Source organism: Niastella populi (genome assembly GCF_002078015.1).
GTDB classification, from domain to species: Bacteria; Bacteroidota; Bacteroidia; order Chitinophagales; family Chitinophagaceae; genus Niastella; species Niastella populi.
Map to the genome: position 1 here is coordinate 165,690 of NZ_LWBP01000188.1, position 26,676 is coordinate 192,365.

Annotated in this window: 22 protein-coding genes; 11 read left to right on the forward strand and 11 right to left on the reverse strand. The window is 45.4% G+C overall.

From position 1 onward, the window contains the following. Window positions 1-98: 98 nt before the first annotated feature. The gene (locus A4R26_RS34480) at window positions 99-245 is read right to left on the reverse strand and encodes a lmo0937 family membrane protein (RefSeq protein ID WP_107685853.1); all 147 of its coding nucleotides are present in this window, start codon (window positions 243-245) and stop codon (window positions 99-101) included. Window positions 246-427: 182 nt separating this feature from the next. On the opposite strand from A4R26_RS34480, the gene A4R26_RS17580 reads away from it, so the two are divergent. The 3 genes from A4R26_RS17580 to tamL all read left to right on the forward strand — a co-directional run bounded on the left by A4R26_RS17580 (window position 428) and on the right by tamL (window position 8,929). Then, window positions 428-1,357, forward strand: a complete 930-nt coding sequence (locus A4R26_RS17580) for a YihY/virulence factor BrkB family protein (protein WP_081165681.1) — start codon at window positions 428-430, stop codon at window positions 1,355-1,357. Window positions 1,358-1,527: 170 nt separating this feature from the next. Beyond that, the gene (locus tag A4R26_RS17585) at window positions 1,528-6,645 is read left to right on the forward strand and encodes a translocation/assembly module TamB domain-containing protein (protein WP_081165684.1); all 5,118 of its coding nucleotides are present in this window, start codon (window positions 1,528-1,530) and stop codon (window positions 6,643-6,645) included. Between the two features lie 28 nt (window positions 6,646-6,673). After that, window positions 6,674-8,929, forward strand: coding sequence for a translocation and assembly module lipoprotein TamL (gene tamL / locus A4R26_RS17590; RefSeq protein ID WP_107685860.1), 2,256 nt, complete (start codon window positions 6,674-6,676; stop codon window positions 8,927-8,929). Between the two features lie 287 nt (window positions 8,930-9,216). Here the strand turns inward: tamL and A4R26_RS17595 are convergent, their stop codons facing one another. Next, window positions 9,217-10,875, reverse strand: coding sequence for a hypothetical protein (locus A4R26_RS17595; protein WP_081165690.1), 1,659 nt, complete (start codon window positions 10,873-10,875; stop codon window positions 9,217-9,219). Window positions 10,876-10,964: 89 nt separating this feature from the next. Further along, the gene (locus A4R26_RS35035; RefSeq protein WP_165760317.1) at window positions 10,965-11,138 is read right to left on the reverse strand and encodes a hypothetical protein; all 174 of its coding nucleotides are present in this window, start codon (window positions 11,136-11,138) and stop codon (window positions 10,965-10,967) included. Window positions 11,139-11,341: 203 nt separating this feature from the next. Here A4R26_RS35035 and A4R26_RS17600 point away from each other — a divergent pair, with 203 nt between their 5' ends. After that, window positions 11,342-11,998 carry a porin family protein gene (locus tag A4R26_RS17600; RefSeq protein ID WP_081165693.1) on the forward strand — a complete coding sequence of 219 codons (657 nt, stop codon included), beginning with the start codon at window positions 11,342-11,344 and terminating at the stop codon, window positions 11,996-11,998. A gap of 78 nt (window positions 11,999-12,076) precedes the next feature. On the opposite strand, the gene A4R26_RS17605 is transcribed toward A4R26_RS17600, so the two are convergent. The 4 genes from A4R26_RS17605 to rpoN all read right to left on the reverse strand — a co-directional run bounded on the left by A4R26_RS17605 (window position 12,077) and on the right by rpoN (window position 18,781). Beyond that, on the reverse strand, window positions 12,077-13,570 hold the full coding sequence (locus A4R26_RS17605) for a hybrid sensor histidine kinase/response regulator (protein ID WP_081165695.1): 1,494 nt from the start codon (window positions 13,568-13,570) through the stop codon (window positions 12,077-12,079). Between the two features lie 9 nt (window positions 13,571-13,579). Beyond that, complete coding sequence (locus tag A4R26_RS17610) at window positions 13,580-15,574, reverse strand: PAS domain-containing sensor histidine kinase (protein ID WP_165760318.1); 1,995 nt, start codon at window positions 15,572-15,574, stop codon at window positions 13,580-13,582. 128 nt (window positions 15,575-15,702) lie between these two features. Continuing rightward, entirely contained in the window at window positions 15,703-17,259 is a 1,557-nt protein-coding gene (locus A4R26_RS17615) for a sigma-54-dependent transcriptional regulator (RefSeq protein WP_081165701.1), read from the reverse strand. A 100-nt stretch (window positions 17,260-17,359) separates the two neighbouring features. Further along, window positions 17,360-18,781: an RNA polymerase factor sigma-54 gene (gene rpoN, locus A4R26_RS17620; RefSeq protein WP_081165704.1), complete on the reverse strand. Its 1,422-nt coding sequence runs from the start codon at window positions 18,779-18,781 to the stop codon at window positions 17,360-17,362. Window positions 18,782-18,964: 183 nt separating this feature from the next. Between rpoN and A4R26_RS17625 the strand changes: the two genes are divergently transcribed. Then, on the forward strand, window positions 18,965-20,332 hold the full coding sequence (locus tag A4R26_RS17625) for a sensor histidine kinase (RefSeq protein ID WP_081165707.1): 1,368 nt from the start codon (window positions 18,965-18,967) through the stop codon (window positions 20,330-20,332). On the opposite strand, the gene A4R26_RS17630 is transcribed toward A4R26_RS17625, so the two are convergent. Continuing rightward, entirely contained in the window at window positions 20,301-20,618 is a 318-nt protein-coding gene (locus A4R26_RS17630; protein WP_081165710.1) for a hypothetical protein, read from the reverse strand. The two genes, A4R26_RS17625 and A4R26_RS17630, sit on opposite strands and share 32 nt — an antisense overlap. 358 nt (window positions 20,619-20,976) lie before the next feature. Between A4R26_RS17630 and A4R26_RS17635 the strand changes: the two genes are divergently transcribed. Together A4R26_RS17635 and A4R26_RS17640 are read left to right on the forward strand one after the other, a co-directional pair. Continuing rightward, entirely contained in the window at window positions 20,977-21,144 is a 168-nt protein-coding gene (locus A4R26_RS17635) for a DUF1328 family protein (RefSeq protein ID WP_081165712.1), read from the forward strand. A gap of 160 nt (window positions 21,145-21,304) precedes the next feature. Next, entirely contained in the window at window positions 21,305-21,742 is a 438-nt protein-coding gene (locus A4R26_RS17640) for a response regulator (RefSeq protein WP_081165715.1), read from the forward strand. On the opposite strand, the gene A4R26_RS17645 is transcribed toward A4R26_RS17640, so the two are convergent. The 3 genes from A4R26_RS17645 to A4R26_RS17655 all read right to left on the reverse strand — a co-directional run bounded on the left by A4R26_RS17645 (window position 21,715) and on the right by A4R26_RS17655 (window position 22,831). Then, window positions 21,715-22,128 carry a hypothetical protein gene (locus A4R26_RS17645; protein ID WP_081165718.1) on the reverse strand — a complete coding sequence of 138 codons (414 nt, stop codon included), beginning with the start codon at window positions 22,126-22,128 and terminating at the stop codon, window positions 21,715-21,717. The genes A4R26_RS17640 and A4R26_RS17645 overlap by 28 nt on opposite strands. Further along, window positions 22,112-22,462: a hypothetical protein gene (locus A4R26_RS17650; RefSeq protein ID WP_081165721.1), complete on the reverse strand. Its 351-nt coding sequence runs from the start codon at window positions 22,460-22,462 to the stop codon at window positions 22,112-22,114. The genes A4R26_RS17645 and A4R26_RS17650 overlap by 17 nt, the downstream gene beginning before the upstream one ends. Window positions 22,463-22,525: 63 nt before the next feature. Continuing rightward, window positions 22,526-22,831, reverse strand: a complete 306-nt coding sequence (locus A4R26_RS17655) for a YtxH domain-containing protein (protein ID WP_081165723.1) — start codon at window positions 22,829-22,831, stop codon at window positions 22,526-22,528. Between the two features lie 49 nt (window positions 22,832-22,880). Here A4R26_RS17655 and A4R26_RS17660 point away from each other — a divergent pair, with 49 nt between their 5' ends. From A4R26_RS17660 to A4R26_RS17675, 4 genes are all read left to right on the forward strand, one after another. Further along, window positions 22,881-23,228: a response regulator gene (locus A4R26_RS17660; protein ID WP_081165726.1), complete on the forward strand. Its 348-nt coding sequence runs from the start codon at window positions 22,881-22,883 to the stop codon at window positions 23,226-23,228. Between the two features lie 82 nt (window positions 23,229-23,310). Further along, complete coding sequence (locus A4R26_RS17665; RefSeq protein ID WP_081165728.1) at window positions 23,311-24,294, forward strand: type I glyceraldehyde-3-phosphate dehydrogenase; 984 nt, start codon at window positions 23,311-23,313, stop codon at window positions 24,292-24,294. A gap of 184 nt (window positions 24,295-24,478) precedes the next feature. Further along, window positions 24,479-25,168: a response regulator transcription factor gene (locus tag A4R26_RS17670; RefSeq protein WP_081166312.1), complete on the forward strand. Its 690-nt coding sequence runs from the start codon at window positions 24,479-24,481 to the stop codon at window positions 25,166-25,168. Between the two features lies 1 nt (window position 25,169). After that, window positions 25,170-26,567 (forward strand): HAMP domain-containing sensor histidine kinase, encoded by a 1,398-nt coding sequence (locus A4R26_RS17675; protein ID WP_081165731.1) that lies wholly within the window; start codon window positions 25,170-25,172, stop codon window positions 26,565-26,567. Window positions 26,568-26,676: the final 109 nt, after the last annotated feature.

The following is a 26,676-nucleotide window of genomic DNA, read 5'->3' on the forward strand; positions in this document are numbered from 1 at the left end:
TCCTTTCCGGTTCACCGGTATAAGTGTAAAATAAAAGGCTACAGTATTGACGTACTGTAGCCTTGCTTAATCCTAAACAATACTATCATCTGGATAAACTATGTGCTGCGCATTAAACCGAGAATTAATGATATAACGGCCAGTACGATCAGAATATGTATTAAGCCACCTGCACTATATACAAAGAATCCTAATAACCAGCCCACAACTAATATCACTGCAATAAGATACAATATACTTCTCATGGTGAACAATTTTTTAGGTTGCGTAATATGTTATAGTAATAAAAATCTATTGCCAGGCAGTGGCTTCAGATAAGGTTGAAAACAGTCAACATTCAGCGGTGCGATGTAGAAGAAATTGCTCATGGCACCGGTATTTACCTTCATTGCTCAGAGGGGGAACATTCTTTTTACTGGCATCATATATGATCATCTTTAAAGCAATGGCAAATACCTGGAAAATCCTTAAACAGACGGTAACTGAGTTTCTTAATGATAATTGCATTAAGCTCAGTGCTTCCCTGTCGTATTATACCATTTTTGCGCTGGGGCCAACACTGATCATTATAATTTCTTTTGCTGGCATTTTCCTCGGGCGCGAAGCTGTTGAAGGGAAACTCTATGATCAGATAAAAATGCTCATAGGCGACGCTGCCGCTATGCAGGTTCAAAGTATCATCGCCAACCTGGAGCAAAGCAATCAAACGGTTGTAGCGGCCATAATCGGCTTTGTGTTATTGATTCTCGGCGCTACGGGCGTGTTCACTGAGATACAGGGTTCTATCAACTACATCTGGTCAATTCGCGCGAAGCCGAAAAAAGGCTGGTTGAAATTCATTACCAACCGCCTCATCTCTTTTTCGCTGGTAATCAGTTGCGGGTTTATCCTGCTGGTTTCGCTTGTTATCAACGCGGTTATGGAGTTGTTGAATGAGAAGCTGCAGTACTATTTCGAAAGTGTAACAATAGTTTTATTCTATATACTCAACTGGGCCCTGATCTTTGCAGTGATAACCGCCCTGTTCGCTATCATTTTTAAAGTATTGCCCGATGCTACCATTCGCTGGAGAGATGCCACCATTGGCGCCGCCTTTACCGCCCTGTTGTTCATGCTGGGCAAATTCCTGATCAGCTTATATATTGGGAAATCAAATGTAGGGCTCACTTACGGTGCCGCAGGTTCCATTATAGTGATACTGGTGTGGGTTTATTATTCTTCCCTGATCCTGTATTTCGGGGCCGAATTCACGAAGATCTATTCTATACGCCACGGAGCCGGCATAAAGCCGGTTGAAACCGCCGTATTCATTATTAAACAGGAAGCGAAAGAAATAGGAGAATCGAAACTGGGATAGGTGAGATAGTGAATTCCCCGCCCAACGTAGATATTTTTCTACACCACCCGATCCCCGTATATTCACCATCAACTCTTATCAAAGCATTTTGAATGGCATAGGTATTTTAATTATTTCATAACGCAAAGGCTCCTGATGAATTAAGAATACAGTACTCTAAAGCTACATATGTGATTAAAGCGGTAAAAATAACCTTCAAAGTACTCCTGTGGATTGTGGCAGTACTGCTATTGATAGTAGTGCTGGTACAAACGCCACCGGTGCAAAATTTTGCCCGCAAGAAAGTACAGGCCTGGCTTGCCAAAAAACTGGATACCCGCTTCGAGATAGGCAAAATTCGTATTGGTTTCCCCTCCTCTGTTGTTCTGGAAAATATATATGTTGAAGATAAATCAAAAGACACCCTTTTATACGGCGGCCGAATAAAGGCCAGCCTTCATATTTTCAAATTATTAAAGAACGAGGTACAGATCGGCGACCTGCGTGTACAGGACGTTACGGCTAAAATCAAACGGCAACTGCCCGATACGGTCTTCAATTTCCAGTTCATTATTGATTCGTTTATGACCGCGCAAAAAAAGCCGGCCAACCCGGCAGATACCACTGCCGCCATGAAAATGGATCTCGACCATATTGTTCTCGATAATATCCGGTTTTTATACCAGGATACTATTTCGGGAAACGACTGGACCATACAATTACGCCATTTCAACAGCAATATAAAAAAGTTCGATCCGCAAAAACTGGAATTCGATGTACCTGTTATTGTGCTCGATGGCTTAACTGCCCGCATGTACCAGTACAAACCGCTGATAACCCCCGAAGATGTTGCCGACGATGATTCTTCCGTGGCGCTTATGCCGGTGTTGAACCTGCGGCATGTGCAGATAAAGAACATCGACGTGGATTACCGGAACAATGTTTCGGCAATGTTCGCCCGGACCAAACTGCAGGACCTCACCACAAGGGTCAACACCGCCGATCTCAATGGCCGCAGGATCATACTCGACCACCTGCGTTTACTGGGCGCTGACGCAAAGATCACTATGGGAAAAACGGAATCGGCCAAACTGGTAGTTGAAAAAGCAAAAAAAGAAGCGGAGGATGTTGCAGCCCAAAGCTGGATGTTGAATCTGCGGGATATAAATATCAGGAATACCTCATTTCAGTTCGATGACGAGTCGCAACCACGCAAAAAACAGGAACTCGATTACGCCCATCTGAAAGCCAGTGACGTAACATTACAGGCGCGGAGTTTTTTGTTTGATAAAGATTCGCTGGCCGCCTCTATACAACAGGCGGCATTTAAGGAGCAAAGCGGGCTTGCGCTGCAGCGGTTGAAGGGTGATATCTTATACACCGGTCAAAAAATGTATGCCGATGACCTGTTGGTGCAAACACCCGGTACGCGCATTCAACATACTATTCATCTCGACTATCCTTCACTGGAAAGTTTACAAAAAGATATAGGCGGTTTACAGGTGCGGGCCGTACTGCCCAATTGTTATGTTTCAAATAAAGATATCCTGCTCTTTGTTCCGGCGCTCAAAAGCCAGCCGGCGTTCAGCGATCCCGCCACCGTTTTCCGCATCAATGCCAATGTATCGGGCCGCTTAAATAACCTTACCGCAAATGTGCTCCAGATAAAGGGTTGGAGCAATACCAGTGTAGATGTGGCAGGCACCGTGGTTGGATTGCCATCGATAGAAAAACTACATGGCGATATCCGCATCAAAGAGATCCGCACTACCCGGCAGGATGCAGCGCGCTTTTTGCCCGATTCTATCCGCGATCAATTTCAAATTCCGGCCACCCTGCAGCTATCGGGAACGGTTAAAGGAGATGGAAAACAGTTACGTACCGATCTGCAGTTGAAAAGCTCATCGGGCAACATTGCGCTCAACGGTTCGATGGCCAATTACCAGGATGTAAAATCCGCCATCTACGATATGCAGGTAAAGGTACAGCAGTTACAGGCCGGCGCTATAATGAAGGATACCAGTTTGCAAAGCCTGACGGCCAATATGAAAGTGAAGGGTAAAGGATTAACCCCCCAAACCGCCGATGCTACGTTGAAGGGCACCATTGAATCGGTAGGTTTCCAGCGCTACAATTACCGTAATATCGATCTCGATGGATCTATTAAAGACCAGCAGGCGAAAGGCAATGTGAGCATAGCAGATGCCAACATCAGGATGGCCGGCAGTATAGCGCTGAACCTGGCATTGTCAGACCCCGCTCTCATCGCCGATGTAGTGGTTGACAGCATCAAAACAAAACCGCTGAACCTCACCAGAGACGAACTTGTATACCGCGGAAAAATAAAAGCCGATCTCGCCAATATAAATCCCGATAGCCTGGAGGGCAAGGTGGAAGTCATTCATTCTTTACTGGTAACGGGTAACCAACGTTTGCAGCTTGACACGTTACGGATAGTGGCCAGCACCACCCCCGATAGCAACCGCATTACCATTGAAAGCGATATAGCCAACGCGCGGCTGGCGGGAAAATACAAATTAACCGAATTGGGCGCCCTGTTCATGCAGGGCCTGCAGCCATATTTTACCATAACACCTGCACCAAAAAAGCCGGCTCAACCCATTGCCCCGTACAATTTCAGAATGTGGTTGTATGTAACCGATAACCCTGCATTAAAAGTGGCCATGCCTACAGTGCAGCGGTTCCAGAACCTGTTTGTAAGGGGGCATTTCTCAAGCGATAGCGGCTGGCAGGCAACAGCCAGGATGCCGGTGCTTGCCATGAGTGGAATGACCATCGATAATATGCAACTTGAAATTGTAACCCGCGACAGCATACTGAATGCAACCACTACGGTAGGTACCTTTCAGTTCGGTGGTAATACGTTATACAAAGCATTTGTTGAAGCCCGCGCTGCCAATAATAAAATTGATTTCCTTGCCCGTGTTCATGACCGTGCGGGCCGGATACAATATGCGATCCCCGGTATGCTGCACCAGCCCAGGTATGGCGTGTACGATATCAGCCTGAAGTCTGACAGCCTGTTGCTGAACTATGATCTGTGGACGGTGGCGCCCGATAATGTAATACACATCACCAGCAACGATCTCAGGGCAACCAATTTTATGCTGAACCATAATTTTCAGCAGTTCAGCCTGAAGAGTAAAGGCAATATGCTCAATGCACCGGCAGAAGCCAGCTTTACCAGTTTCCAGATCTCAACCCTGGCTGCATTTGTTACTTCCGATTCACTGGCGGTTGACGGCACACTCGATGGCGAGATCCTGATACACAATCTTACAACTCAACCTTTATTCTCGGGCGATGTAACCGTAAGCAATCTCAATTTCAAAGGCGACACCGTTGGGAATGTGATCGTAAAAGCAAAGAATACCACCGCAGATATCATAAATGCGAATATCGAATTGACAGGCCGGGGCAACCATGCTACAGTAAATGGAGATTTCTATTTGAAACCGGTAAATGGTAATGATTTCAATTTCAAAGTGGCGCTCGATACGCTGAATATGGCCACTATTGAAGGAGCAAGCATGGGCGCTATCAAAGACGCAAAGGGAAGCATAACCGGGAAGTTCGATGTGTCGGGGTCGTTTGCCAATCCCAATATCGATGGCGGGCTCAACTTTAAACAAACGAACTTCACTTTGAGCATGCTCAACAGCTTCTTCCATATTGAAGATGAAAGAGTATCGATAGACGATGAGGGTATTCGCTTCGATAGCTTTGTTATTGAAGACTCTGCAAAGAACAAGGCAACCGTGAACGGGATGGTATATACCACCAATTTCACAGAGTACCGGTTCGATCTTTCTGTTCGCGCAAATAACTTCCAGGCGATGAACAGCACCAAAGCGCAGAACAGGTTGTATTACGGCCAGCTCATTTTCAGCAGCAACATGCACCTGAAAGGAACCAGCGCCAAACCGGTAGTAGATGGAAATATTACCATAGCCGATAAGACCAATGTAACCGTGGTGCTGCCACAGCAGGACCCCGCGGTTGTAAAACGCGAAGGCATTGTACAGTTTGTAGATATGGATGCACCGGAAAATGATACGCTGTTCATGAATGCAAAAGCGGGTTTCGATTCGCTGAACAGATCGGGTATTACGGGGCTCGATATTTCTGCCAACGTGGAAATAAAGAGGGAAGCCATCTTTACGATGGTAATAGATGAAGGCAACGGCGACTTTGTTCGTATGCAGGGTGAAGGCTTACTTACCGGCGGTATAGATCCCAGCGGTAAAACCACCTTGTCGGGCTCCTATGAGATCACCAGCGGGGCCTACGAACTTAATTATAATTTGTTGCGCAGGCGATTCGAAATGCAGCCGGGAAGTAAGATCGTGTGGAACGGGGAACCCACAAAGGCCGATCTTGACGTAACCGCTATTTATAAAACAAAAGCGGCGCCTATGGACCTCGTAAAGAACCAGGTGGGTAACGAAGCCGCGGTAAACAGGAATATGTTCCTGCAGCGACTGCCATTTGAAGTATTGCTGAAATTACAGGGAGAGCTTTTGCAGCCAAAGGTAAGCTTCGATATTCAGTTGCCCGAAGAAAGCAATGAAGTATCAAAAGGAGCGGCCACTACCATCAACTACCGCCTTGCCCAATTGCGGCAGGAGCCTTCCGAAATGAATAAGCAGGTATTCTCCCTGTTGTTACTGAACCGTTTCGTAGGTGAAAATCCGTTTGAAAGCAGCGCCGGCGGGTTAACCGCTGAATCTTTTGCCCGCCAGAGCGCCAGCAAACTGTTGACCGAACAACTGAACCGGCTGGCCGGTGAGCTTATACAGGGTGTTGACCTGAACTTTGATGTAACCTCATTTGACGATTACTCAACCGGAACCGCGCAAACCCGTACCGATATGAATGTTGCATTGTCAAAACGCCTGTTGAACGACCGGCTGACGGTAACCGTGGGCAGCAATTTTGAGTTGGAGGGGTCGCGAAATAACAATCGCGCTGCAAACAATATTGCCGGTAATGTGGCGGTAGATTACAGCCTTAGCAAAGACCGCCGGTATATGCTGCGGGCCTATCGTAAAAATGAATATGAAGGCGTAATTGAAGGTTATGTGATCGAAACCGGCGTAGCGTTTGTTATTACCCTCGACTATAATAAGTTCAGAAACCTGTTCCTGAGCCGGAAAGCGCGTGAAGAAAGAAGACAGCGCATACAAAGGAGGCGCGAAGCCGAACGGCAAAAACAAGAGCCAACACCACCGCAAACCTATATTCTTTCACCCGAAAACAGGGAAGCCGAAAAGCGTGAAGACAGTTAGTGTTCCATATTACTTAGTGCTGGTTTTAATGGTTACTATTTTATATGCATGCTCCAGCACCAAAAACCTGCCGCCCGGTGACGCGTTGTATACCGGCGCAAAGATCACTATTAAGGACGATGATATCTCAAACAAAAAGAAAAAGGCGCTGCGCAAGCAACTGGCAGGTCTTACCCGCCCGGTGCCCAATCAGAAGGTTTTGGGCATCCCGTTCAAGCTGAACATCTATAATGCATTTGCGAAGGCGAAAAAAGGTCCGGGTAAATGGATCAGGGAACGTTTTGGCCAGCCGCCGGTGCTGCTGAGCGACCTTAACCTGAATACCAACGTACAGGTGTTGAATAATTACCTGATCAATAAAGGTTATTTCAATGCCCGGGTGTTGGGTGATACTACCGTAAAAGGGAAAAAGGCCAGCGCAGATTATACGGTAAGAGCCGGCGGGCAATACCATATTCAGCAGGTACAGTTCAAAGGAGATAGTTCTGTAATGCAGCAAACTGTACGCGAAACGATGCCCCAGTCATTGCTGAAGCCAAATGATCCCTTTGACCTGGCGGTTATTACCGCTGAACGACAACGCATCGATAACTATTTAAAGGAGCATGGCTTCTACTTTTTCAATCCCGATTTCATACTGGTGAAAGCCGATACTACAATAGGGCAGAACAAGGTCGATCTGTTTGTAACTGTAAAACAAACTACACCTGATGAAGCCAAAAAGGTCTTCCGCATAAACGACGTGTTTATATTTACCGGTTTTAACCTGGAGCCGGGACAAATGGATACAAGTAAAGCCAATGCTACTTATTACAAAGGTTATTATGTAATAGACCGGCGGAACATCTTTAAGCCAAAGCTTTTCCAGCAGTCGATGACATTCAACCCCGGCGACGTGTATAACCGTACCGATCATAATGAAAGTATCAGCCGGTTGATAAACCTGAATATTTTCAAGTTTGTGAAGAACCGGTTTGAAGTAGTGCCCGGTGCCGATTCAGCTCAGTTAAACGCATTTTATTATCTTACCCGCCTGCCAAAAAAGTCGTTGCGGATAGAAATAAACGCAAATACAAAATCGAACAACCTCACCGGTTCAAACATCACTATTGGATGGCGGAACCGCAATGCATTACGCGCCGGCGAACAGTTTGTGATAAAAGCATCGGCCGGTTTTGAGCTACAATATAGCGGTCAGTTCAAAGGGTACAATACATTCCGTTTTGGGTTAGAGCCTTCGCTTTCTTTTCCGCGTTTCCTGATCCCTTTCTTTAATTTCAATACAAAGGGCGGGTTCCTGCCGCAAACCACCATAACGCTGGGCTATGATATTTTGCAAAGACAGAAGCTTTACTCCATGAATTCTTTCCGTACCAGTTATGGTTTTATATGGAAGGAATCTATTGAAAAAGAACATCAGCTGAGCCCTGTCAGCATAAATTATATCCAACCTATCAATATTACTTCTGAATATACTGACAGCGCAAAGCGCAACCCCACGCTGTGGAATGCCATAGATACCCAGTTCATATTGGGGTCTGATTATACCTACACCTATACGAACGTATTGAATTATAAACCGGTAAATGGGTTTTACTTCAGTGGTGGTGTCGATCTGTCGGGCAATATAGCCGGTTTGGTAAGCGGCGCCAATATTCGCAAAGGCGATACCGCCAAGATCTTTGGCGCCCAGTTCTCGCAGTTTACGCGGTTACAGGGTGATTTCCGGTATTACAGAAAGGTAGGGGAGAAATCGGTATGGGCCAACCGCATTTTTACGGGCATAGGGATACCGTATGGGAATTCGCATCAGCTTCCTTATATAAAACAATTTTTTTCGGGCGGTAATAACAGTTTAAGGGCCTTTAGAAGCCGTTCTGTTGGCCCGGGCCGGTACAATCCTCCACAGAATGGCGGGTTGCTGGCCGAACAACCCGGCGATCTCAAATTTGAGATGAATACGGAATATCGTTTCCCGATAGTGGGCGTTGTACATGGCGCTGTATTTGTCGATGCAGGTAATGTATGGCTGTTCAATGAAGATTCCATTAAAGTAGGCGCTAAGTTTTCAAATAAATGGCTGAGTGAACTGGCTGCCGGCGCCGGGGTGGGCCTCCGCTTCGACCTTACCTTCCTGGTGCTGCGCTTCGATGTGGCGTTTCCTATTCGTAAGCCCTGGCTGCTTCCCAAAGAACGTTGGGTGATCAATCAGATTGACCTGGCCAACAGCCAGTGGCGGCGGGAGAATGTGATCTTTAACCTGGCGATTGGATATCCGTTCTAGAACATCGAATATCGAATGTTGAATGTTGAATGTTGAAGGGAAAGGCAGGGGAATGAGAAATGAAATACAGAATGCAGAATACAGAGGGTGGAATGTAGGGGAGGGGTGACAGGAGTTAGAAAGGAGGCATGGTTAATAGATGTCCGATGAAACCTGGTTAACGGATTAAGGGCATCCATGCGTTCAACCATCAGCCATTGCTACTTACCATTCTCGATTTCGCCATTGACTATTGACCATTGACGATTCACCATTCACCATTCACCATTGACCATTCACCATTGCCCTCATTTCTTCGACTTCAGCTTCCCGTCTATCCCCACTGTTTTCTGCGCGCCTTCGAAGATTGCCTTCCAGATAAGATTGAACATGGAACGGTAGATGTCACGCTGATGGTTCACCGTAACGATACGCACCGGGTTGTCTTTTTGGGGATTGCCATCGACAATGGTCATGTTGGCCAGCAGGGAGATCACTTTTTTGGGCTTGTAGTTTTGCACACTACCCGTTTCCTCCTGCTTTAATATTTTTATTTTAAGATCGTTGTACAGCAGCCTTATAATGCCCTTAGCCTTATAATCGTCGCATATAAGATTGAAGTCGAGGCTATTGATCATACCGGAGTTGATCTCTACCAACGCCATTGGTTTACTCAATGTATTGAACACGGTGGCGTTGGTAGTTTTCATAGAGCCATTTGCGGTGAATTTGCCGTTTTTATTATTCATATAGAACTGCAGCGTTGCCGTTAATGGCGCTTTGCCTAGGAAGCGGCAGTTGAAGTTAACCGTCATGATGCCTTTATTATTCCGGTTGCTGACGTTCAGTAAACTGGCGCTCATGTTATCAAATAACACTACGCCGCTGCTGCCGGTTTGGGGATTCTTTTCCTTGTATTCGATGTAGCCGCTTTGAACAATTATTTTCTTTATTGCTACATCGGTCGGTACTTTCAGCAGCTTCTGGTGCGGGTAGTGCCCGACTTTCTTCTCTTTTTTCTCAGGATACGATTTGTCCCTGAAGATGTTAAAGGTGGCTTTTTTGATAACCAGTTGGTTTGCGATCAGGTTGCCGTTCAGGATCTCCTGTACATTTACCTGTTTGAACAGCAGATTGTACAGGTCGAAATTAAGCCGGTCGGTTTGCCATTTAAAAGCGCGCATGAATGCTGCTTCACTCAATAAAGGAACAATATGTAGTTTCTCAACGGCAAAAGATCTTTCGGCGGAGATCAGTTTGATCTCGTTGAACACATAATTGTATAATCCGTTTTTATCGTGAAGCACCAGTTTTTTTACATCGAGCGAGGCGTTCTCGGCAAACAGTATGCGCGATGTATCGGTGCTGGTGCTATCGCTTATGTTGATGTTATGCAACTTTGCATTGATGTGCGAGCCGCTGAAAACCGTATCGCCTTTGGGCCATTTGCAAATATGATAATCGGCATCTGTGATCAAAATGGTATCAACCTTTATCTTTTGCAGGCCGCGCAATAAGATCTTGTATATTTTATCGGTAGTGGCGGAGGTGTCGTTGCTGTTATTGTCGTTTTTGGCGGCGTAACGGTTTTTGTACATGGTGACTACCGGGCTGGTTAGTTTAACTTTGGAAGCTATGACAACTTTATTGAGCACGGCAGCATCTGTTTGAACGCCGGTAATATACAATTCGGGAACAGTAACGCGTAACAGGTTGCGGGGCAGGCTGCTGTCGGTAGGTTTTTTATAGGTGGAATCGGGAATGAGCTGCAGGTTCTTAATCATTATTTCCCCGTCTACTTCATCAATATCTATCGTATCATAGGTGATGCGGTAAAGACTGTCTGATTCAAGGAACACCAGTTCGGGGACTTTTTTATGCAGAAAGTTTTTACGCCATTTCTTGTAATAAACCAGGCCGAGGGCAACGAGCAGGACAAGTAGCAATAAGAAAACGAGCTTTTTCATGTGTGTAGCATTTAGGGGGTGCAATAAGTTGTTAGTTCATTACATTACAATTTATCGGTTGTTTAATGACGATATATACGATATACTTATCATGGTTGATTCAATACAAAACGTTTAATTTTTCGTGTTGCACCGCGCATGCGGGGTGTTGTTTTTTTAAATACAAATCCCATCCAGTCGAACACATGTCCTGCGCCGCATAATAAACACATGTTTATTATGGCCACCGAAATTGCTTTTATCCATTTAAAAAACTTACTCATATGTTATAGTGATTAGGTCTGCCGCTATATAAAAAATTATTGTGCCTGCATTTATGATGGTGAAATGAACTAACCATTTTGTGGCAACGGATGAGGATATATTTCCCCGCGAAAATCCATGAAAATCAAACCCGGCCTGTGTTTACGGCGGGGGCACGGGATTTTAACAAGTAATCATAAATTGAACGTTAAAAAATTTTCTTATGAAAAGGATTATGTGTGCTGCCTTATTAACGGCCGCTTTGACAACAGGAGCAGGTGTATTTGCGCAAGAGCAACAAACTACCGGTGAAAGTACGTTATCGCCTAAATTCGGTATCAAGGGAGGTGTGAACCTTACCAACATGTTTGTAGATGACGTATCGGATGAGAACATGAAGGTAGGTTTCAATGCCGGTTTCTTTGCCAAATTGCCTGTAGCCAGAGGTTTCTCCATTCAGCCTGAATTGTTATATACCAGCAAAGGGGCGAAGCTGACGTACGATAACATTATAGAAGGTGAAGGTGAATACAGGTTCAATTTGAATTATATCGAATTACCTGTACTGGCTGTGATCAACGTTGCGAAAAATTTCAACCTGCACGTTGGTCCGTATGTATCTTATCTTGCTGAAGCCAACATCAAAGACCTGGATGATGATGGCGATATGGACGAGATCGCAGATCTGAATACCGATAACTTCAACCGTTGGGACTACGGTCTGGTTGGTGGCCTCGGTATAGATATTTCCAACTTTACCATAGGCGCCCGTTACAACTATGGATTGAAAGAGATAGGGAAATCTGGTAGCCTTTCCGGTCAATTGACAAAAGATTCCCGGAACAGCGCTGTCTCTCTATATATAGGAATAGGATTTTGAGCGATACGGGTTTGAGGATTAAAAAAAGGGTTGCCCCTGCCAGCTGGCGGGAGCAGCCCTTTTTCTATATGCAAAATGTCACAGTATGTGTTTATCTAAATTCAATTGTTCGTTCACGCCCGGTTCTTCCTGGTTTTTGGGGAAAGAGATGATGAAGGAAGTACCCACATTCAATGTAGACTTCACGTCGATGGCGCCCTTGTTCGATTGAATGATGTTCAACGTGCTGGCGAGCCCCAAACCCATACCATTTCTTTTGGAAGTGAAATATGGTTCGAACAACCGTGAAATATTTTCTTCACTGATGCCGCAGCCGTTATCGCTGATGACGATACTGGGATCGGGATCGTGATGTATCACTACCGAAATACGTCCCTGCTTATGATTGATGGCTTCGGTGGCGTTGATAAGAATATTCGAAAAAGCAAGCTTTAGTTTTTCCTTGTCAACCGTTACGATCACCGGCACGTCGGGATATTTTATTTCGAGTTTTATGCGCTGCAGCGTTAACCGGTCAATTGCGTCGAGTATGCTTTCGTCCATGATGCTTTGCAGTACATGGGTTTCCATTTTCATTTCAGCGGGGCGCGAGGAGTTCAGCAGTTCCGTTATCAGCGCGCCGATGCGGTTGCTGTTGCGTTGAATGATCTCGAGATAGGTGGAGCCGTTCTCGTCATTGCCCGCTTCTTCGCGCAGGTGCTCTACCGAGAGATTGATATTGTTCAGCGGGTTGCGCACTTCGTGGGCCAGCGTGCGCACCAGGCGGCCGGTAGCTGCCAGCTTTTCAATTTGCAGGGTGGCCTTCTCCGCCTTTTTTAAATTGGTGATGTCGTGCACGATGCCCTGCATGTAATCCTGGTTTTTGTTATCGGCTTCCATGGATGCCGAGATGATGCAGATGCGGTGCTCGCCCTGTTTAGTGCGGATCTCCGCTTCAAGGTCATCCACTTCCTGCCGTTCGGTGATCAGGTACCGGAACCTTTCTTCTTCCCGTTTTTGTATGAACAGGTCATATACGCTTACCTGTATCAGCTCTTCCTTGGTATACCCCAACAGGTCGGCGGTGGCGCTGTTCACATCTTTGAACCGACCCTGGCGGTCGGCGGTGAACACCATGTCTTTCGACCGTTCGAACATATTGCGATACTTGCGTTCATTGGCCCGCAGCGCTTTAATAGAGGCCGATCTTTCAAGTGCGTAGCGAATGGAGCGCTCGAGTTTTTCTTCGTTTAATTCGCCTTTTACAAGGTAATCCATGGCGCCCACCCGCATAGCTTCCATATCAACGGTATGGTTGCCCTTACCGGTAAGCAGGATAACGGGTTCTTCGCAGCCGGCTGCAATGCCTTCTTTCAGGAGGTCGAGCCCGGTTTTTGCGCCGAGGCGGTAATCGATGAAATATATATCGAACGCCCGGCTCTTCATTTGGTCCAGTGCGTCTTTATAGGAATAACTCCAGTGCATGGTAAAGCCCGACGAAGGAATGTTGCGAATAAGATCGCTGGTGATGATGTAATCATCTTCGTCATCATCCACAATGAGAATGCGGGCCTGTAAGTTGGATACTATCATCAGATATGTTTATTGATGTTCCGGCATTAATATAGTAAAGGTAGCCCCATTATCCGGTTCGCCGGTTGCGTAAATGAGGCCTTTGTGCTGGTCGACTATCTTTTTACAGATGGCGAGGCCGATGCCCGATCCGGGATATTCCGTTTTCCCGTGTAACCGTTGAAAGATCTGGAAAATGCGTTGGTTGTATTCCGGTTCGAACCCGATACCGTTGTCGGAAAAATCGATCTTATACCAGGTATTGGCGGCATCGAGGTGATGTTGTTCTTTTTGCCGGCGCGACAGGCGCAGGCACCGTATTGTTATAACGGGATGAACGTTGCTTTTTCTGAATTTGATGGAATTGTTCAACAGGTTGTCGAACAATTGTTTCATTTGCGAAGGAATTGCTTCTATCACGGGCAGTGAATCAGCCTGCAGGGTAGTTGCCGTTTCTTCTATCTTCAGCTCGAGGTCGGTTTGCACTTCTTTCAGGATGCCGTTGAGGTCAACCTGTAAAAACGGTTGATTGCTGCGCGCCGTGCGGCTGAACTCGAGCAGGGTATCTATCAGGCGGCGCATGTTCTCAACAGAAGCCGAGATGCGGGTGAGATACAATTTTCCGTCGTCGCCCAGTTCCGACCTGTATTTGTTTTCGAGCCGTTCAATGAAAGTAGTGACCTTCCGCAGCGGTTCGTTCATGTCGTGTGAGGCCACATAGGCAAACTCTTCCAGCTCTTTGTTCGAACGGTCGAGGTCCTTTATCTTTTCTTCAAGGCTCGACTGGTACAAACGCAACCGCGTAATATCGCGCGAGGTGCCGATGGTTTTTATCCATTTGCCGGTATCGTCGTAAAACAGTTTACCTGAAGTTTCGATCTTTTTTATGGTGCCGTCATTTGCCCTGATCTCGTACTCGGTGACGAAGCTTTCAGGATGCTGCCGCCGGCTTATGATATCATCCAGGAATTCCCTGCTTTTTTCAAAATGCTCTTCATCCATGTGCTTTTGATAAAGCGCTTCGTTCACCACTATCTTGTTCTTTTCTGTTTCGGGGTCGTAGCCGAATAACCGGTACATGCCATCTGACCAGAAGTAAGCCCCCGTGCGGGCATCCACTTCCCAGGTGCCGTAAGCCAGGTATTCTTCATTCTCCTGCTTCATGGCTTTGTACGCGGCCAGGTCGCGGTACAACTGCGATTGTTCCGTTACATCTATGGTGCTTCCGATAACCCGCAGTAATTCATCTTTGTCGTTACGGAACACTTTCGCTTTCTCCCGCACATCTTTTACCCGGCCATTGCGGTCGTGTATTTTATAATACAGGTCGTATTCGTGGTGTATCAGGTGGTCTTTGCGGTTATATAATACTTTATCACGGTCGGCGTCCATTACATGCTGCAGGTAAAACCCGGGTGTAATGGTCAGCGTGTCTTTTTCGAGTTTGGGATCGTAACCCAGGATCTTGTACAGCCCATTGCTCCAGGTGATCCTGTTTTCGGGCACACACCATTCCCATACGCCGAACTTCAACAGTTCCTGGGTGTCGTTGAACAGTTCATCAATGCGTTTGAACTGGTTCCCGGTTTCTATTTCTTCGGTAATATCCTGGGCTATGAACAAAATGGAAGCTGCGCCACCCCCGGGGTCGCGGTTAAGCACCGTGCCCATGGTACGAAAGTATTTCCATGAACCGGTCTTAAGCGTAAGACGTGAATTATAGCTGTGACTTTCGTTATCCTTTAGCGCATAGAATTTCTGCAGTTCCTTTTTTACATTTTCCAGGTCGTCCTTGTGCACAATGCTCATCAGGTCGTTGTCCCAGGTACTTATATCATTCATTGAGTAACCGAGGATATCGGTTACCTTGTTGTTGATGTATTTCAGTTTCCTGGTATCGCCATCATACACATAGACTATTGCCGGAAAAAAATCGGTGATTTTATCCGTAAGCCCGCCATGCACGCTATTGGATTGAAACAAAAGCTTCAGAGGGTTAATCTCCTGGTTTATTAGTTGTTCCATCAAAGCCTGGACTTGTTTTACGCTTAAAGCCCAACGCCCAACGCCGAACGCCGAACCCGGAATACAGAGCCTGCCCAACAGGGTAAGCATTGGGCGTTATGCGTTATGCCTTTAGCCTTCAGCTTTTATCACTGGTTGTTGAACTCCTGGTACTGTTTCATTTTGTTGTATAACGTTTTTCGATCGATGTTCAATAGTTTAGCCGCCTTGCTTTTGTTGAAATTCGATTTCTTCAAGGCTTCAATGATCGTTTCGTACTCAGCGTCGATGCTTGCATTTTTCAGGGATAGTTCGCTGTGTGAATGATGCGGATGAGGCCGTGGTATTTCGGCTTCGCTGATAGGCAAAGGAACGGGAGGGGCCGCTATGGCCTGTTTAGGCTCTGCCTGTAAATAGGGAGTTTCCGGCGCTTCATCAAACTGCAGCCGGGTAAAGTTCGATATTTCGAAAGGCAGGGTATGTGCTTCTATGAATTGTCCTTCGGCAAGCAGGGTGGCCCGCTTGATCACATTCTTCAACTCGCGCAGGTTACCGTACCAGATATAACTCCTGAAAATATCTTCCACCTCTTTGGTAAACCCTTTTACGTTCTTCTCCAGTTCCTTATTGGTTTGCAATAAGAAATGCCGGGCAAACACCATAATATCTTCCTTGCGCTCGCGTAAAGGCGGCACAACTATGCTGAATTCATTAAAACGATGGTAAAGGTCTTCGCGGAATTTCCCCTTGCGGGCAATATCCCACAATTTTTCGTTGCTGGCCACAATGATGCGGATATCGAGGTCGATGTCCTTGGTTCCGCCTACGCGGCGCATTTTTCTTTCCTGCACCACGCGTAAGAGGGAAACCTGGATGTCGTACGAGAGGTTCCCGATCTCATCGAGGAAAACGGTACCGCCGTTTGCTATTTCGAGGTTACCAACTTTTTGATTCAATGCGCCGGTAAAGGATCCTTTCTCGTGACCGAAAAGTTCACTGCCCGCCAGTTCTTTCGACATGGCGCCGCAGTCGATGGCAACGAACGGCATGGCCTTTCGGCGGCTGCGTTTATGAATTTCCTGCGCAATGGCTTCCTTACCGCTTCCGCTTTCGCCATATATGATAATACTGTAACTGGTTGGCGCCACCAGGTCAATTTGTTTAAGGATCTTTTTAAAGGCCTCACTATCGCCAAAGATATAGTCGCCTGAAATAACCACCTGCTGCTTCTTGTCTTTGTTTTCGGCAACGCCCTGTTCCTCTGCCGCTGTTGTTACAGGCGGAGTATATGCAGGAGCGGCCTGGGAGGTAGTATTGGTACCAGCCTGGGCTGTGGTGGCAGCGCCCTGGTTTTGTAAAGCTTTTTTTATGGTAACCAGAATTTCGTCGGGGAATAATGGTTTGCCTATATAGTCGTAAGCCCCCAGTTTCATTACTTCTACAGCTACCTTTATATCACTGTAGCCGGTCATGATAATGACCGGTACATCGGGCAGTTGTTCCTTTATTTTCACCAGTAAAGTAGTGCCATCCATATCATCGAGCCTGAAATCGCACAAAACAAGATCAGGGGTGAAGGAGTTCATTAATTCCAATGCCTTCTTTCCGGCATACACTTCAGCCACTTCGTAGTTATGCTTGGTTAAAAAGCGTTTCAATAACAGGCAAATGTCCCTGTCGTCGTCGATTACTAGTATTTTCGGCATCTTCAAATTTACTTTTTTACTGTGAGTTTATGATGGATTGTTTAGGAATACCCTGATAGGTTAACCGCGTAAAATTCAGTATCTTTTTAACAATGCCGTGCTATGCCCATATTGAACGCATTTGCGCTACCGGAATTTGTAAAATTTCACGGTATTTGGCAACAGTTCTGCGGGCAATAGAAAATCCTTTTTTAGCCAGAATGGCTACCAGTTGCTGATCGGTATAGGGATTTTTCTTGTCCTCTTTTTCAATTGCATCCTCGATGGCTACCTGAATAACTTTATTGCTGATGGCTTCTCCCTTCTCATTGATAATACCTTCCGTGAACAGGTCTTTAAGCAGGATCATGCCGAATGGCGTATCGACGTACTTGTTACAGGTAATACGTGATACGGTTGAAATATCCACGCCGGTTTTATCGGCTATATTTTTCAGGATCATCGGCTTCAGCAGTTTTATATCCCCCTCGCGAAAATAATCATACTGCATATTTACGATAGCTTTCATGATGCGCAACATGGTGCCTTCGCGTTGCCTGATGGCACTCACGAACCACTGGGCCGACTGATACTTGTTCTTTAAATATTGTGCCGCTGCCGCGTCTTTCTTGTTTTTCTGGCTGTCGGCCACTATTTCTTTCCATTCCCGGCTGATAAAAAGGGAGGAGGAGCGCTGGTTATAAAGGGAAACTTCGAGGTAATCGCCTTCCTGAACTATTAAGAAATCGGGTATAATGTGGGCGTTGGGGGTACTGCCTTCCTGTACTTCGGCCACCGGTTTCATTTTCAGGCTGCTTACCAGCTCCAGAATGATCTTCAGCTCATCTTCTTCCAGTTGAAGGCATTCCATGATCTTGTCCATATTGCGGTTGCGCAGGTCCTGGTAATGCTCTTTAAGCAGGCAGATGGCTTTTTGCACATCGGGCCGTTTCTGGTTCATGGCCTTCAACTGTAACAGCAGGCATTCGCAAATGCTGCGGGCGCCAATGCCAATGGGATCCAGGTTCTGGATCACTTTCAGCACCGGCTCAAAATCCTCGGCTTCCATCCAGGTTTTACAGGTGAATGAGTATTCCTCAGCCAGTTTATCGAGTGTTATTTCCAAAAGGCCGCTATCACTGAGTGAGTCGATCAGGTAATCGGCCAGTAACGTTTGTTTTTCGTCGTTGCAGCAAAGGCGAAACTGTTTTTTCAGGTCTTCCCTGAAATCGGTGGCGGCCTTCATGGGACTGAAGGTCTTTTCGTCGTCGGGCAGGTAATTGCTGTATTCCATCTTGTAATCCGGAATGTCATCGTAGCCATATTCCTCCCAGTCCTGGTAGTCCTGCGCCTGTTCTTTGGCAAACTTGTCAGCTGCTGCCTCTTCCTCATCCTCCTTTTTTTCCAAAAACGGATTGTCCTCCAATTCCTGTTCTATTCTATGCTCTAATTCGATTGTATTTAAATGAAATAAGTTGAGCAGTTGGATCTGTTGAGGCAATATTTTGGTTTCCTGCTTCTGCACAAGGTTCTGCTGTAACATACGGGTTCATTTTTCTTTATTAACTTCAAGATGCTTTCCACTTTATGTTTATTGGAAAAGAAAATTTTAGATTATTGAATCTCAGGTTTTTGTCCTTAATTCGTTTTTTTACTATGTTGGGGGATAGGAGAAGTGCTAAAGGCGACTGTGGAAAATTATCCCCGATCTGTAGAATGAATCACTATGAAAAAAAGACTATTTTTTATCATTACCGCGTTTGTACTGTCGCTCGTCATAACGTTAAGCCTGTCATATCTCCTTTATAAGAGCTATGTTCGGTCAAATGCGCAGAACCGGAAGATAGAACATGCCTACAAAGTGATCCTTCAAACAAGCGCCCTCGAGAAATTCATAAAGGAAGCGGAAACCGGCCAGCGCGGCTACCTGCTTACCAACGATAGTAGTTTTTTAAATCCCTATTTAAGTATCAAGGCCGATATAAAACCGGGATACGATTCGTTGAAGCGGCTTACCGCCGGTAACATCAGGCAGCAGCAGCTGTTGAACGAGGCCGGTTTGCTGATGAACAAGCTTATCGATCATTTTCAGCACAGCGTTTATCTGAAATCGCGCAGCAGCCTGGTTGAAACAAAGGGATACATGGATAATCTGCGCACGGTGTTCGTGCAGATCCAGGAGGAAGAAATGAAACTGGTAAAAGAGAAATCGGTGAACCGGTATGAAGCCGCCATGCCGCGTTATTTTACCGCTATTTTTCTATTTGCCGCTATTATTATTTTCATCTCTTTCCTTGTTATATTGAAGGAATACCGGGAACGATCGAAATACCAGAAACAACTTGAACAAAAAGTGCTGGAGGTGAATGCCTACAATGTAGAACTGGAACAGATAGCGTTTGCCACTTCGCACGATCTGCAGGAGCCCCTGCGGCGTATAAGAACGTTCAGCGACCGGTTATTGTGGAAATACCGCGATCAGTTGAACGAGGACGGACAACTCATTCTTTCACGTATCGATTATTCTGCCCGCCGTATGCAGGGATTGCTGGAAGACCTGATGAATTTTGCCAACCTGGTGCGTGGCGGTGAGCAACTGACCGTGGTTGATGCCAATAAATTGATGGAATCGGTAGTGTCATACATGAAGCAGGAGATAGAAATAAAAAGGGCAACTATTCATATTGGACAGTTGCCTGCTATTACCGGTTTCGGAAAACAATTGTTCCTGATGTTCAAAGCGCTTATCGATAATGCCATCAAATTCTCGAAGCCGGGTATTCCGCCGGTTGTTACCATTCAGAGCGTGCAAACCACGGGCGACGAACTGATGCAGATCGATAAAAAATTATTGAAGAAGGAATTCATTCGAATCAGTGTGCAGGATAACGGCATCGGGTTCAGCAATGAATTCAATCAAAAAATATTTTTGATCTTTCAGCGCCTTCATACGGGAACCGAGTATGAAGGCAAGGGGATTGGGTTGGCGATAGTTGAAAGAGTAATGACCAACCACAATGGGTATGTATTGGCGTCGGCCCAGGAAGATAAGGGTGCGTTGTTCAATTTATATTTTCCTGTACCGGAGGCTTAGTTATAAGATGCAGGTGATACCTGATACTTTCAAATGCTTTTGTTATGGCGGTTTCCCAGCGAACGGCAACGCTGTAGCCTGTAAACTCGCCATTGTGTGCGCCTATCTTCACCAGGGCGGCAACCTGGTTTGCACCGGGATTCGATAAAGTGATCTCAATGATATAGATCTCTGCAAGTTGTTCTTCAAGCAAATTCGCTTTAAAAGAAGATAAATAGCTAATGTCTTCCAACGAAATTCCCTGCGTTGTTTGCTCGTCTATATGTAATAAATAGCTGTTCTTCATAACCTGAGATTTTTAATGTTACTATACTTCTATTCTCTGTTTAAATGTTCATTTTACAACGACTAATAAAAGAAGCAGCCTTCTTAATTATTGTAAAGATTATACCTGCAGGAATTATGAAGCGGATTTGAAGAATATTGTAGAACTAAGTCTACACGCTGTAATTTTTTTTACCTGAACGGGGGAGCGTTATCTGTTAATTATGATAATATATTATTCGTGCAGAACAGGCGGTATGATTTTTACAAAATATAGATGAAATGCCGGTTTCGGGGTGTTTAAACGAATAGTACACCAGTTTGGGACCAGAAAAAGAATTTGATTGGTAACTGTATTTATTCACTTAAAAACTATTGCTATGCTACGTTGGACAGTAATATTTCTGGTAGTGGCTATTATAGCAGCTATTTTCGGTTTTGGCGGAATTGCTGCAGGTGCTGCTTCCATTGCGAAAATCCTGTTTTTCATTTTTATTATATTGTTCATAATTTCATTGGTGGCAGGAGGTTTTCGCAGGGTAGACTAATAGCTGAAAGCATTTCAGTTGTTAGCAACCCTACAAAGACGCTCAAAGTCCGGGAGGAGAATTTGCTAAAATCTTCTTTCCGGACTTTTTTGATTTTGTATCCCGGGGTCTTAAGGAAATTTTAAGGAAACGAGTAGATAACAAATCTTACTTTTACTTTATGAGTAAGCAGCCAATACTTATTGCTGAAGATGACGCCGACGACCGGTACCTGCTTCAAACTGCATTTTCGGAGACAGGATATGCCGAACAGATCGATTTTGTTGAGAACGGGATTGAGTTGTTTAATTACCTTGAAAAAATATACACGGGCAGTAATATGGAAATGAAGGCCCTGCCTGGTTTTATCCTGCTCGATCTGAATATGCCGAAGAAAGACGGCCGTGAAGTATTGAAAGAATTAAAACAACACCCGGTGTTCAGGAAGATCCCGGTTATTGTTTTTACCACTACGAAAAATGAAATAGAAATAAAACGCTGTTATGAGTTGGGTGCAAACAGCTATGTTGTTAAGCCTATCAGCTTCGATGCGTTGTTGAAAGTCGTGGAAAACATCCGCAGTTTCTGGTTTCAAACGGCATCCATTCCTGTCTCCTGATGCATTGTTTCCTCCTGCATCTTCCCGTTTTTACTGAAGAACTTCTTTATTTTTTTTATCAGGTTTTCGGGGTTATCTACAAAATGTGACGCATAATTCTTTATAAGGAAAGGAATGCCCCATCGGGTAATCCAACCGGTTTTGGAGAGCAGCACTTTCTTCACAAGCCCGTCGGCCAGCAGGTTTACAACAATCAATGCCGCTGTGGAACTGGCCTTACGTGTAAATAGTTTTTTAATAGTTGCCCCAACCATTGCGACGGGTTTCATTTCTTCTTTTAAAGATTGCCAGTCGTTCCTGATCTGCAGTTCCTGCTCTTTTAGCAAGGCATTAAGCCTGGCTTTTTCTTCCAGCAGTCCTTTGTAGCTGTTAATCTCTTTTATCATAAATTTTTCTAACTATAAAGTTCCTTATGAATGGAAATACAATTTGCCTCCGCAGCATGTAAAAGAAAAGCACCAGAAAAAGGTAAAAACCCGCTACTATAAAATAGCCCGTTGCTGCATTGTTCAACAATTTACCTAAATAAAGCGACAATCCTATGCCTGCTAACAGTAAGATGCAAAGTAAGAGCCCGGCCAGTAAAAAGAAAAGGAAAGCACGGGCAACGGCTTTCGACCCTGCCTGTGCTACATTAATGCGGGCTAAATCATAATACGTTTGTGCAATTTCCTGTACATGGCTGGCCAGGTTGGCTGCTTTGTTGTTTAAATTCTCCATGTTGATGTTTTAATCCGGCCTATCAAAAATGCAGTAGCGTAAGTTGCCATAAAGTTTGTCACATTAACTTTCTACCCTCGCTTCAGCTTCCTGTTCAGCGCCTGCGTACATGTTTTTCATTTCTTCCTTGCCAACTGCCAGTAACTCAGCAACATCTTCCATAACCTCATCAATACCCGTTTTGATCTTTCTGCGTAATTCACTACCTTTTTCCGGAGCGAGTAAAACCCCTACCGCAGCACCTGCAGCAGCGGCGGCGAGCATACCTAGAATGATTTTTGTGTTAGATGTCATACATTTACGTTTCAGGAATTTGAGGAAAAAATTATACCACTGACAAAAGATTCCTGTTTTTTTTATATTTTTCATCAATGGGAAACTATTTCCCCAGGGGTATTAAAAATTCAGCTCTAAAAACATGACAAAAGAGCGTATAAAGGTTTTAATAATTGATGACGAGAAGGATCTGTGCCTTTTGATCAAGGCCTACCTTAGCCGTAAAAACTGTGAAGTACACACTGCCTACACGCTTTCAGAAGGGTTGGTGCAGGTAGACCAGTTTTTGCCCGATATTTTATTTCTCGATAACAACCTGCCCGACGGGCTGGGTTGGGAGAAAGCGGAGAATATCATTAAAGACCATCCCAATATCAAACTGCATCTGTTGAGTGCCTATAACCCCCCACGAATTAAAGACAACCTGCCCGTTACCAGGGTGTGGGAAAAGCCTATTTCACTGCGCGACCTGGATACCTATTTCAGTTAGCTTCCCGTTTGGCTCTAAAGCATCCTTTAGCAGTTCTGCATTAACCGGTTGATTATATTTGCACCTCATTTATGAAAACTATATGATGAGAATTGCAATCAACGGTATGGGCCGTATAGGGCGGCTATTGTTCAGAAGGTTAATTGATATGGACGGTATTGAACTGGTAGCGGTGAATGACATCATGGACAGCGATAACCTGGCCTATTTGTTAAAGTATGACAGCATTTACGGCACCTTTACCGGCACCGTGGTTCACGCGCCCGGAGCCATCGTAGCCAACGGTAAAAACGTAAAGGCCCTGCAACAGAAAGACCCCACCCTGCTTCCCTGGAAAGATCTAAGGGTAGATGTGGTGCTGGAATGTTCGGGCAGTTTCTCGAGCCGTGAAGGCGCCGAACAGCACTTAAAGGCCGGCGCACGCAAAGTACTTTTATCAACAACAGGTTCGGCCGATATTCCCCTGCTGGTGTATGGCTTCAACCAGCATGTTCTTACAAACGAAGAAACCATTATCAGCCCCGGCGGCTGCATGACCAACTGTTCTACCCACATTTTGTATATTCTGAACGCTATAGGCATTAAGTCGGTTCAATGTAATATTCTCCATTCCTATACCTCACGGCAGGAACTGGTCGATGCGCCCCATAAACAGTTCAGGCGCGGAAGGGCGGCAGCCGAAGCCATAATTCCTGTAGAGATCGATCTGCAACAGTCGCTGGAGCGCTTACTGCCGGCATTGAAAGGAAAGATCGCGTCGGTATCGACCCGGGTTCCGGTAGCCAACGGCGCTATGGCCGATTTTACCCTTCAGTTGGAGCAGGAAACTACTCGGCAGGAAATTAACAAACTTTTTGCTACAGCTGCCGCAAACGAGTATAAAGGAATAATTGAATATACAGAAGACCCGCTGGTTTCGCTGGATATTAAAGGAAATACCCATTCATGTGTTATTGATGGCACGCTTACATCGGTTGTGGGTAACCACGTTAAGCTGATCGCCTGGTTCGATAACGAATATGGCTTTACTACCCGTATGATCGATTTGCTGGGTAAGATGGCGTAAGTGGGTAAAATGAAGGGCAGCCCGTTTAACAAGTGCATCGGTAAATATGTTGATGATAATGCCCCTGCGTGGGCGGAGCTTCAATTTTTGAATTGGTAATTTTAATTTACTTTTAATTGCTTATATTGATAAACCATACCCGGTAACTTTATTATTTGTGAATTTTGCGCATGAATTTTTGGCTATGGAAGAAATAAAAATTTTACTGGTTGAGGATGAAAGAAAGATAGCAGAGTCATTGAAGAAAGGGCTTACCGAGCAGAATTACCACGTTGAAGTGGCGTATGACGGACTGATCGGTAAAAAGCTCTTTGAGACCTACCCGTTCGACCTCATAATACTCGACATCAACTTGCCCGGTTTAAACGGTTATGAGCTGTGCAAGGAAATACGGCGCCATAGCGAGCGTATTCCCGTGGTTATGCTAACGGCCCTCAACACAACCGCCGACAAAATAGAGGGCTTTGATGCGGGGGCAGATGATTACATCGTAAAGCCATTCGATTTTAAGGAACTGCTGGTACGCATCAGGGCATTGCTGAAAAGGATCTATCACAATATTCCTACCGGTAATATTTTGAAGGTAGCCGATCTTACCATGAACCTCGATAGCAAGGAGGTTACGCGGGCCGACAAACCCATCTCACTTACGGCCAAGGAATTCCAGTTGCTCGAATACCTTATACGGAACAAGAACCGGGTAGTTTCCCGCGCCGACATAGCCCTGAACGTATGGGATATCGATTTCGACACAAAGACCAATGTTATTGACGTATATGTAAACTTTCTGCGTAAGAAGCTGGATAAAGATTTTGAAACCCGGCTCATACATACGCAGGTAGGCATGGGCTATATATTGAAAGAAAACCCCTAGGTTGAAAATAAAATTTAAAATAACCGCGCTTTTTGCTTTACTCGTTACCATTATTCTGCTGGTATTAAGCATTTCCGTTCATTACTTTACTTCCCTGCAACGTACCGACTCTTTTAAACGGCGGTTGAAAGGCCGCGCCAACAACGACGGCCAGCTTTTTTCGTATTTTGGCGACAGCGACAGTACCCGCGCTATTTTGCACGCCATAGATTCTGCCTCGGCCTTTACGCTGAACGAGAAAAGCGTGGCGATCTTCAATTACCTCGATAAACCGGTATACACGTACAACGTTGCCAGTATCGATTCCATCCTGCCCGATAAAGAGATCCTGAAACAGGCGCGCCTTAAACATGAAGTGTATTATACAAGACGTAAACGCGATATACTGGCTTATCACTACACCGACAGCCGAAGCCGCGTTGTAGTGGTGGTGGGAGGGTATGATATCGACGGCTGGCACCGGCTGAAAGACCTGCGCGACATTTTGCTTACCTGTTTGTTCATTGGCATTGCCATTGCCCTGGTAGTGGGTTATGCTTTTTCTGTACAACTGGTAAAACCCATTAAACAGATCATTTACGATGTAAAACATATTACCTCGCAAAACCTCACGCAGCATATAAATGCCGGCAGCACGCAGGATGAACTGAACCAGCTGGCCAATACCTTCAATGAACTGCTCGACCGGTTACAGGAGTCTTTTTTGATCCAACGGCGTTTTATCTCCAATGCATCGCACGAGCTGTCGACACCGCTTACCGCCATCTCGAGCCAGCTGGAAGTAACACTGCAAAAGGAAAGGGATATAAAAGAGTACAAAGGAGTAATAAATTCGGTACATGAGGACGTACGGCAAATGCAGCAGCTTACCAAAAGCCTGCTTGAGATTGCCAAAACCGGTACCCAGGGCAGCATAGAGCTGAGCGAGGTACGGATAGATGAAGTGCTGTTGAAAGTTACCGCCGACGTGCAAAAGAACAGTGAAGAATATAAAGTGATCTTACAGTTCGGCGATTTCCCCGATGATGAACGGGCGTTCCTTGTATTCGGCAACAGCGAACTGTTGTATAGCTCACTGCGAAACATAGCCGACAATGGCTGCAAGTTCTCGTTCGACCATCATGTGATGATAAACCTGCTGTTCGAAAATGATAACGTGATCGTACAGTTTAAGAATTATGGCGACACCATCACCGAAGAGGAAGCCGAACATATTTTCCTGCCTTTTTACCGCTCGGCCAACGCCACACCCATTAAAGGGTTCGGACTGGGGCTGGCGCTTGCCAAAAGGATCATCAATTTGCACAAGGGCAATATTAAAGTGCAAAGTTCCCACGAAACCGGAACGGTTTTTACGATCGTTCTTCCTTCCCTTAAAGCCTTTGCAGCTAAAGCCTGATGGTATATTCCGGTAACGGCTACAGGTATTTTCCCCAGGCACCTGATAGGATCATCTTGTTTAATTGCTTTTTAATTCGCGTTTAATTAGCGTTTAACGGTAATAAAGC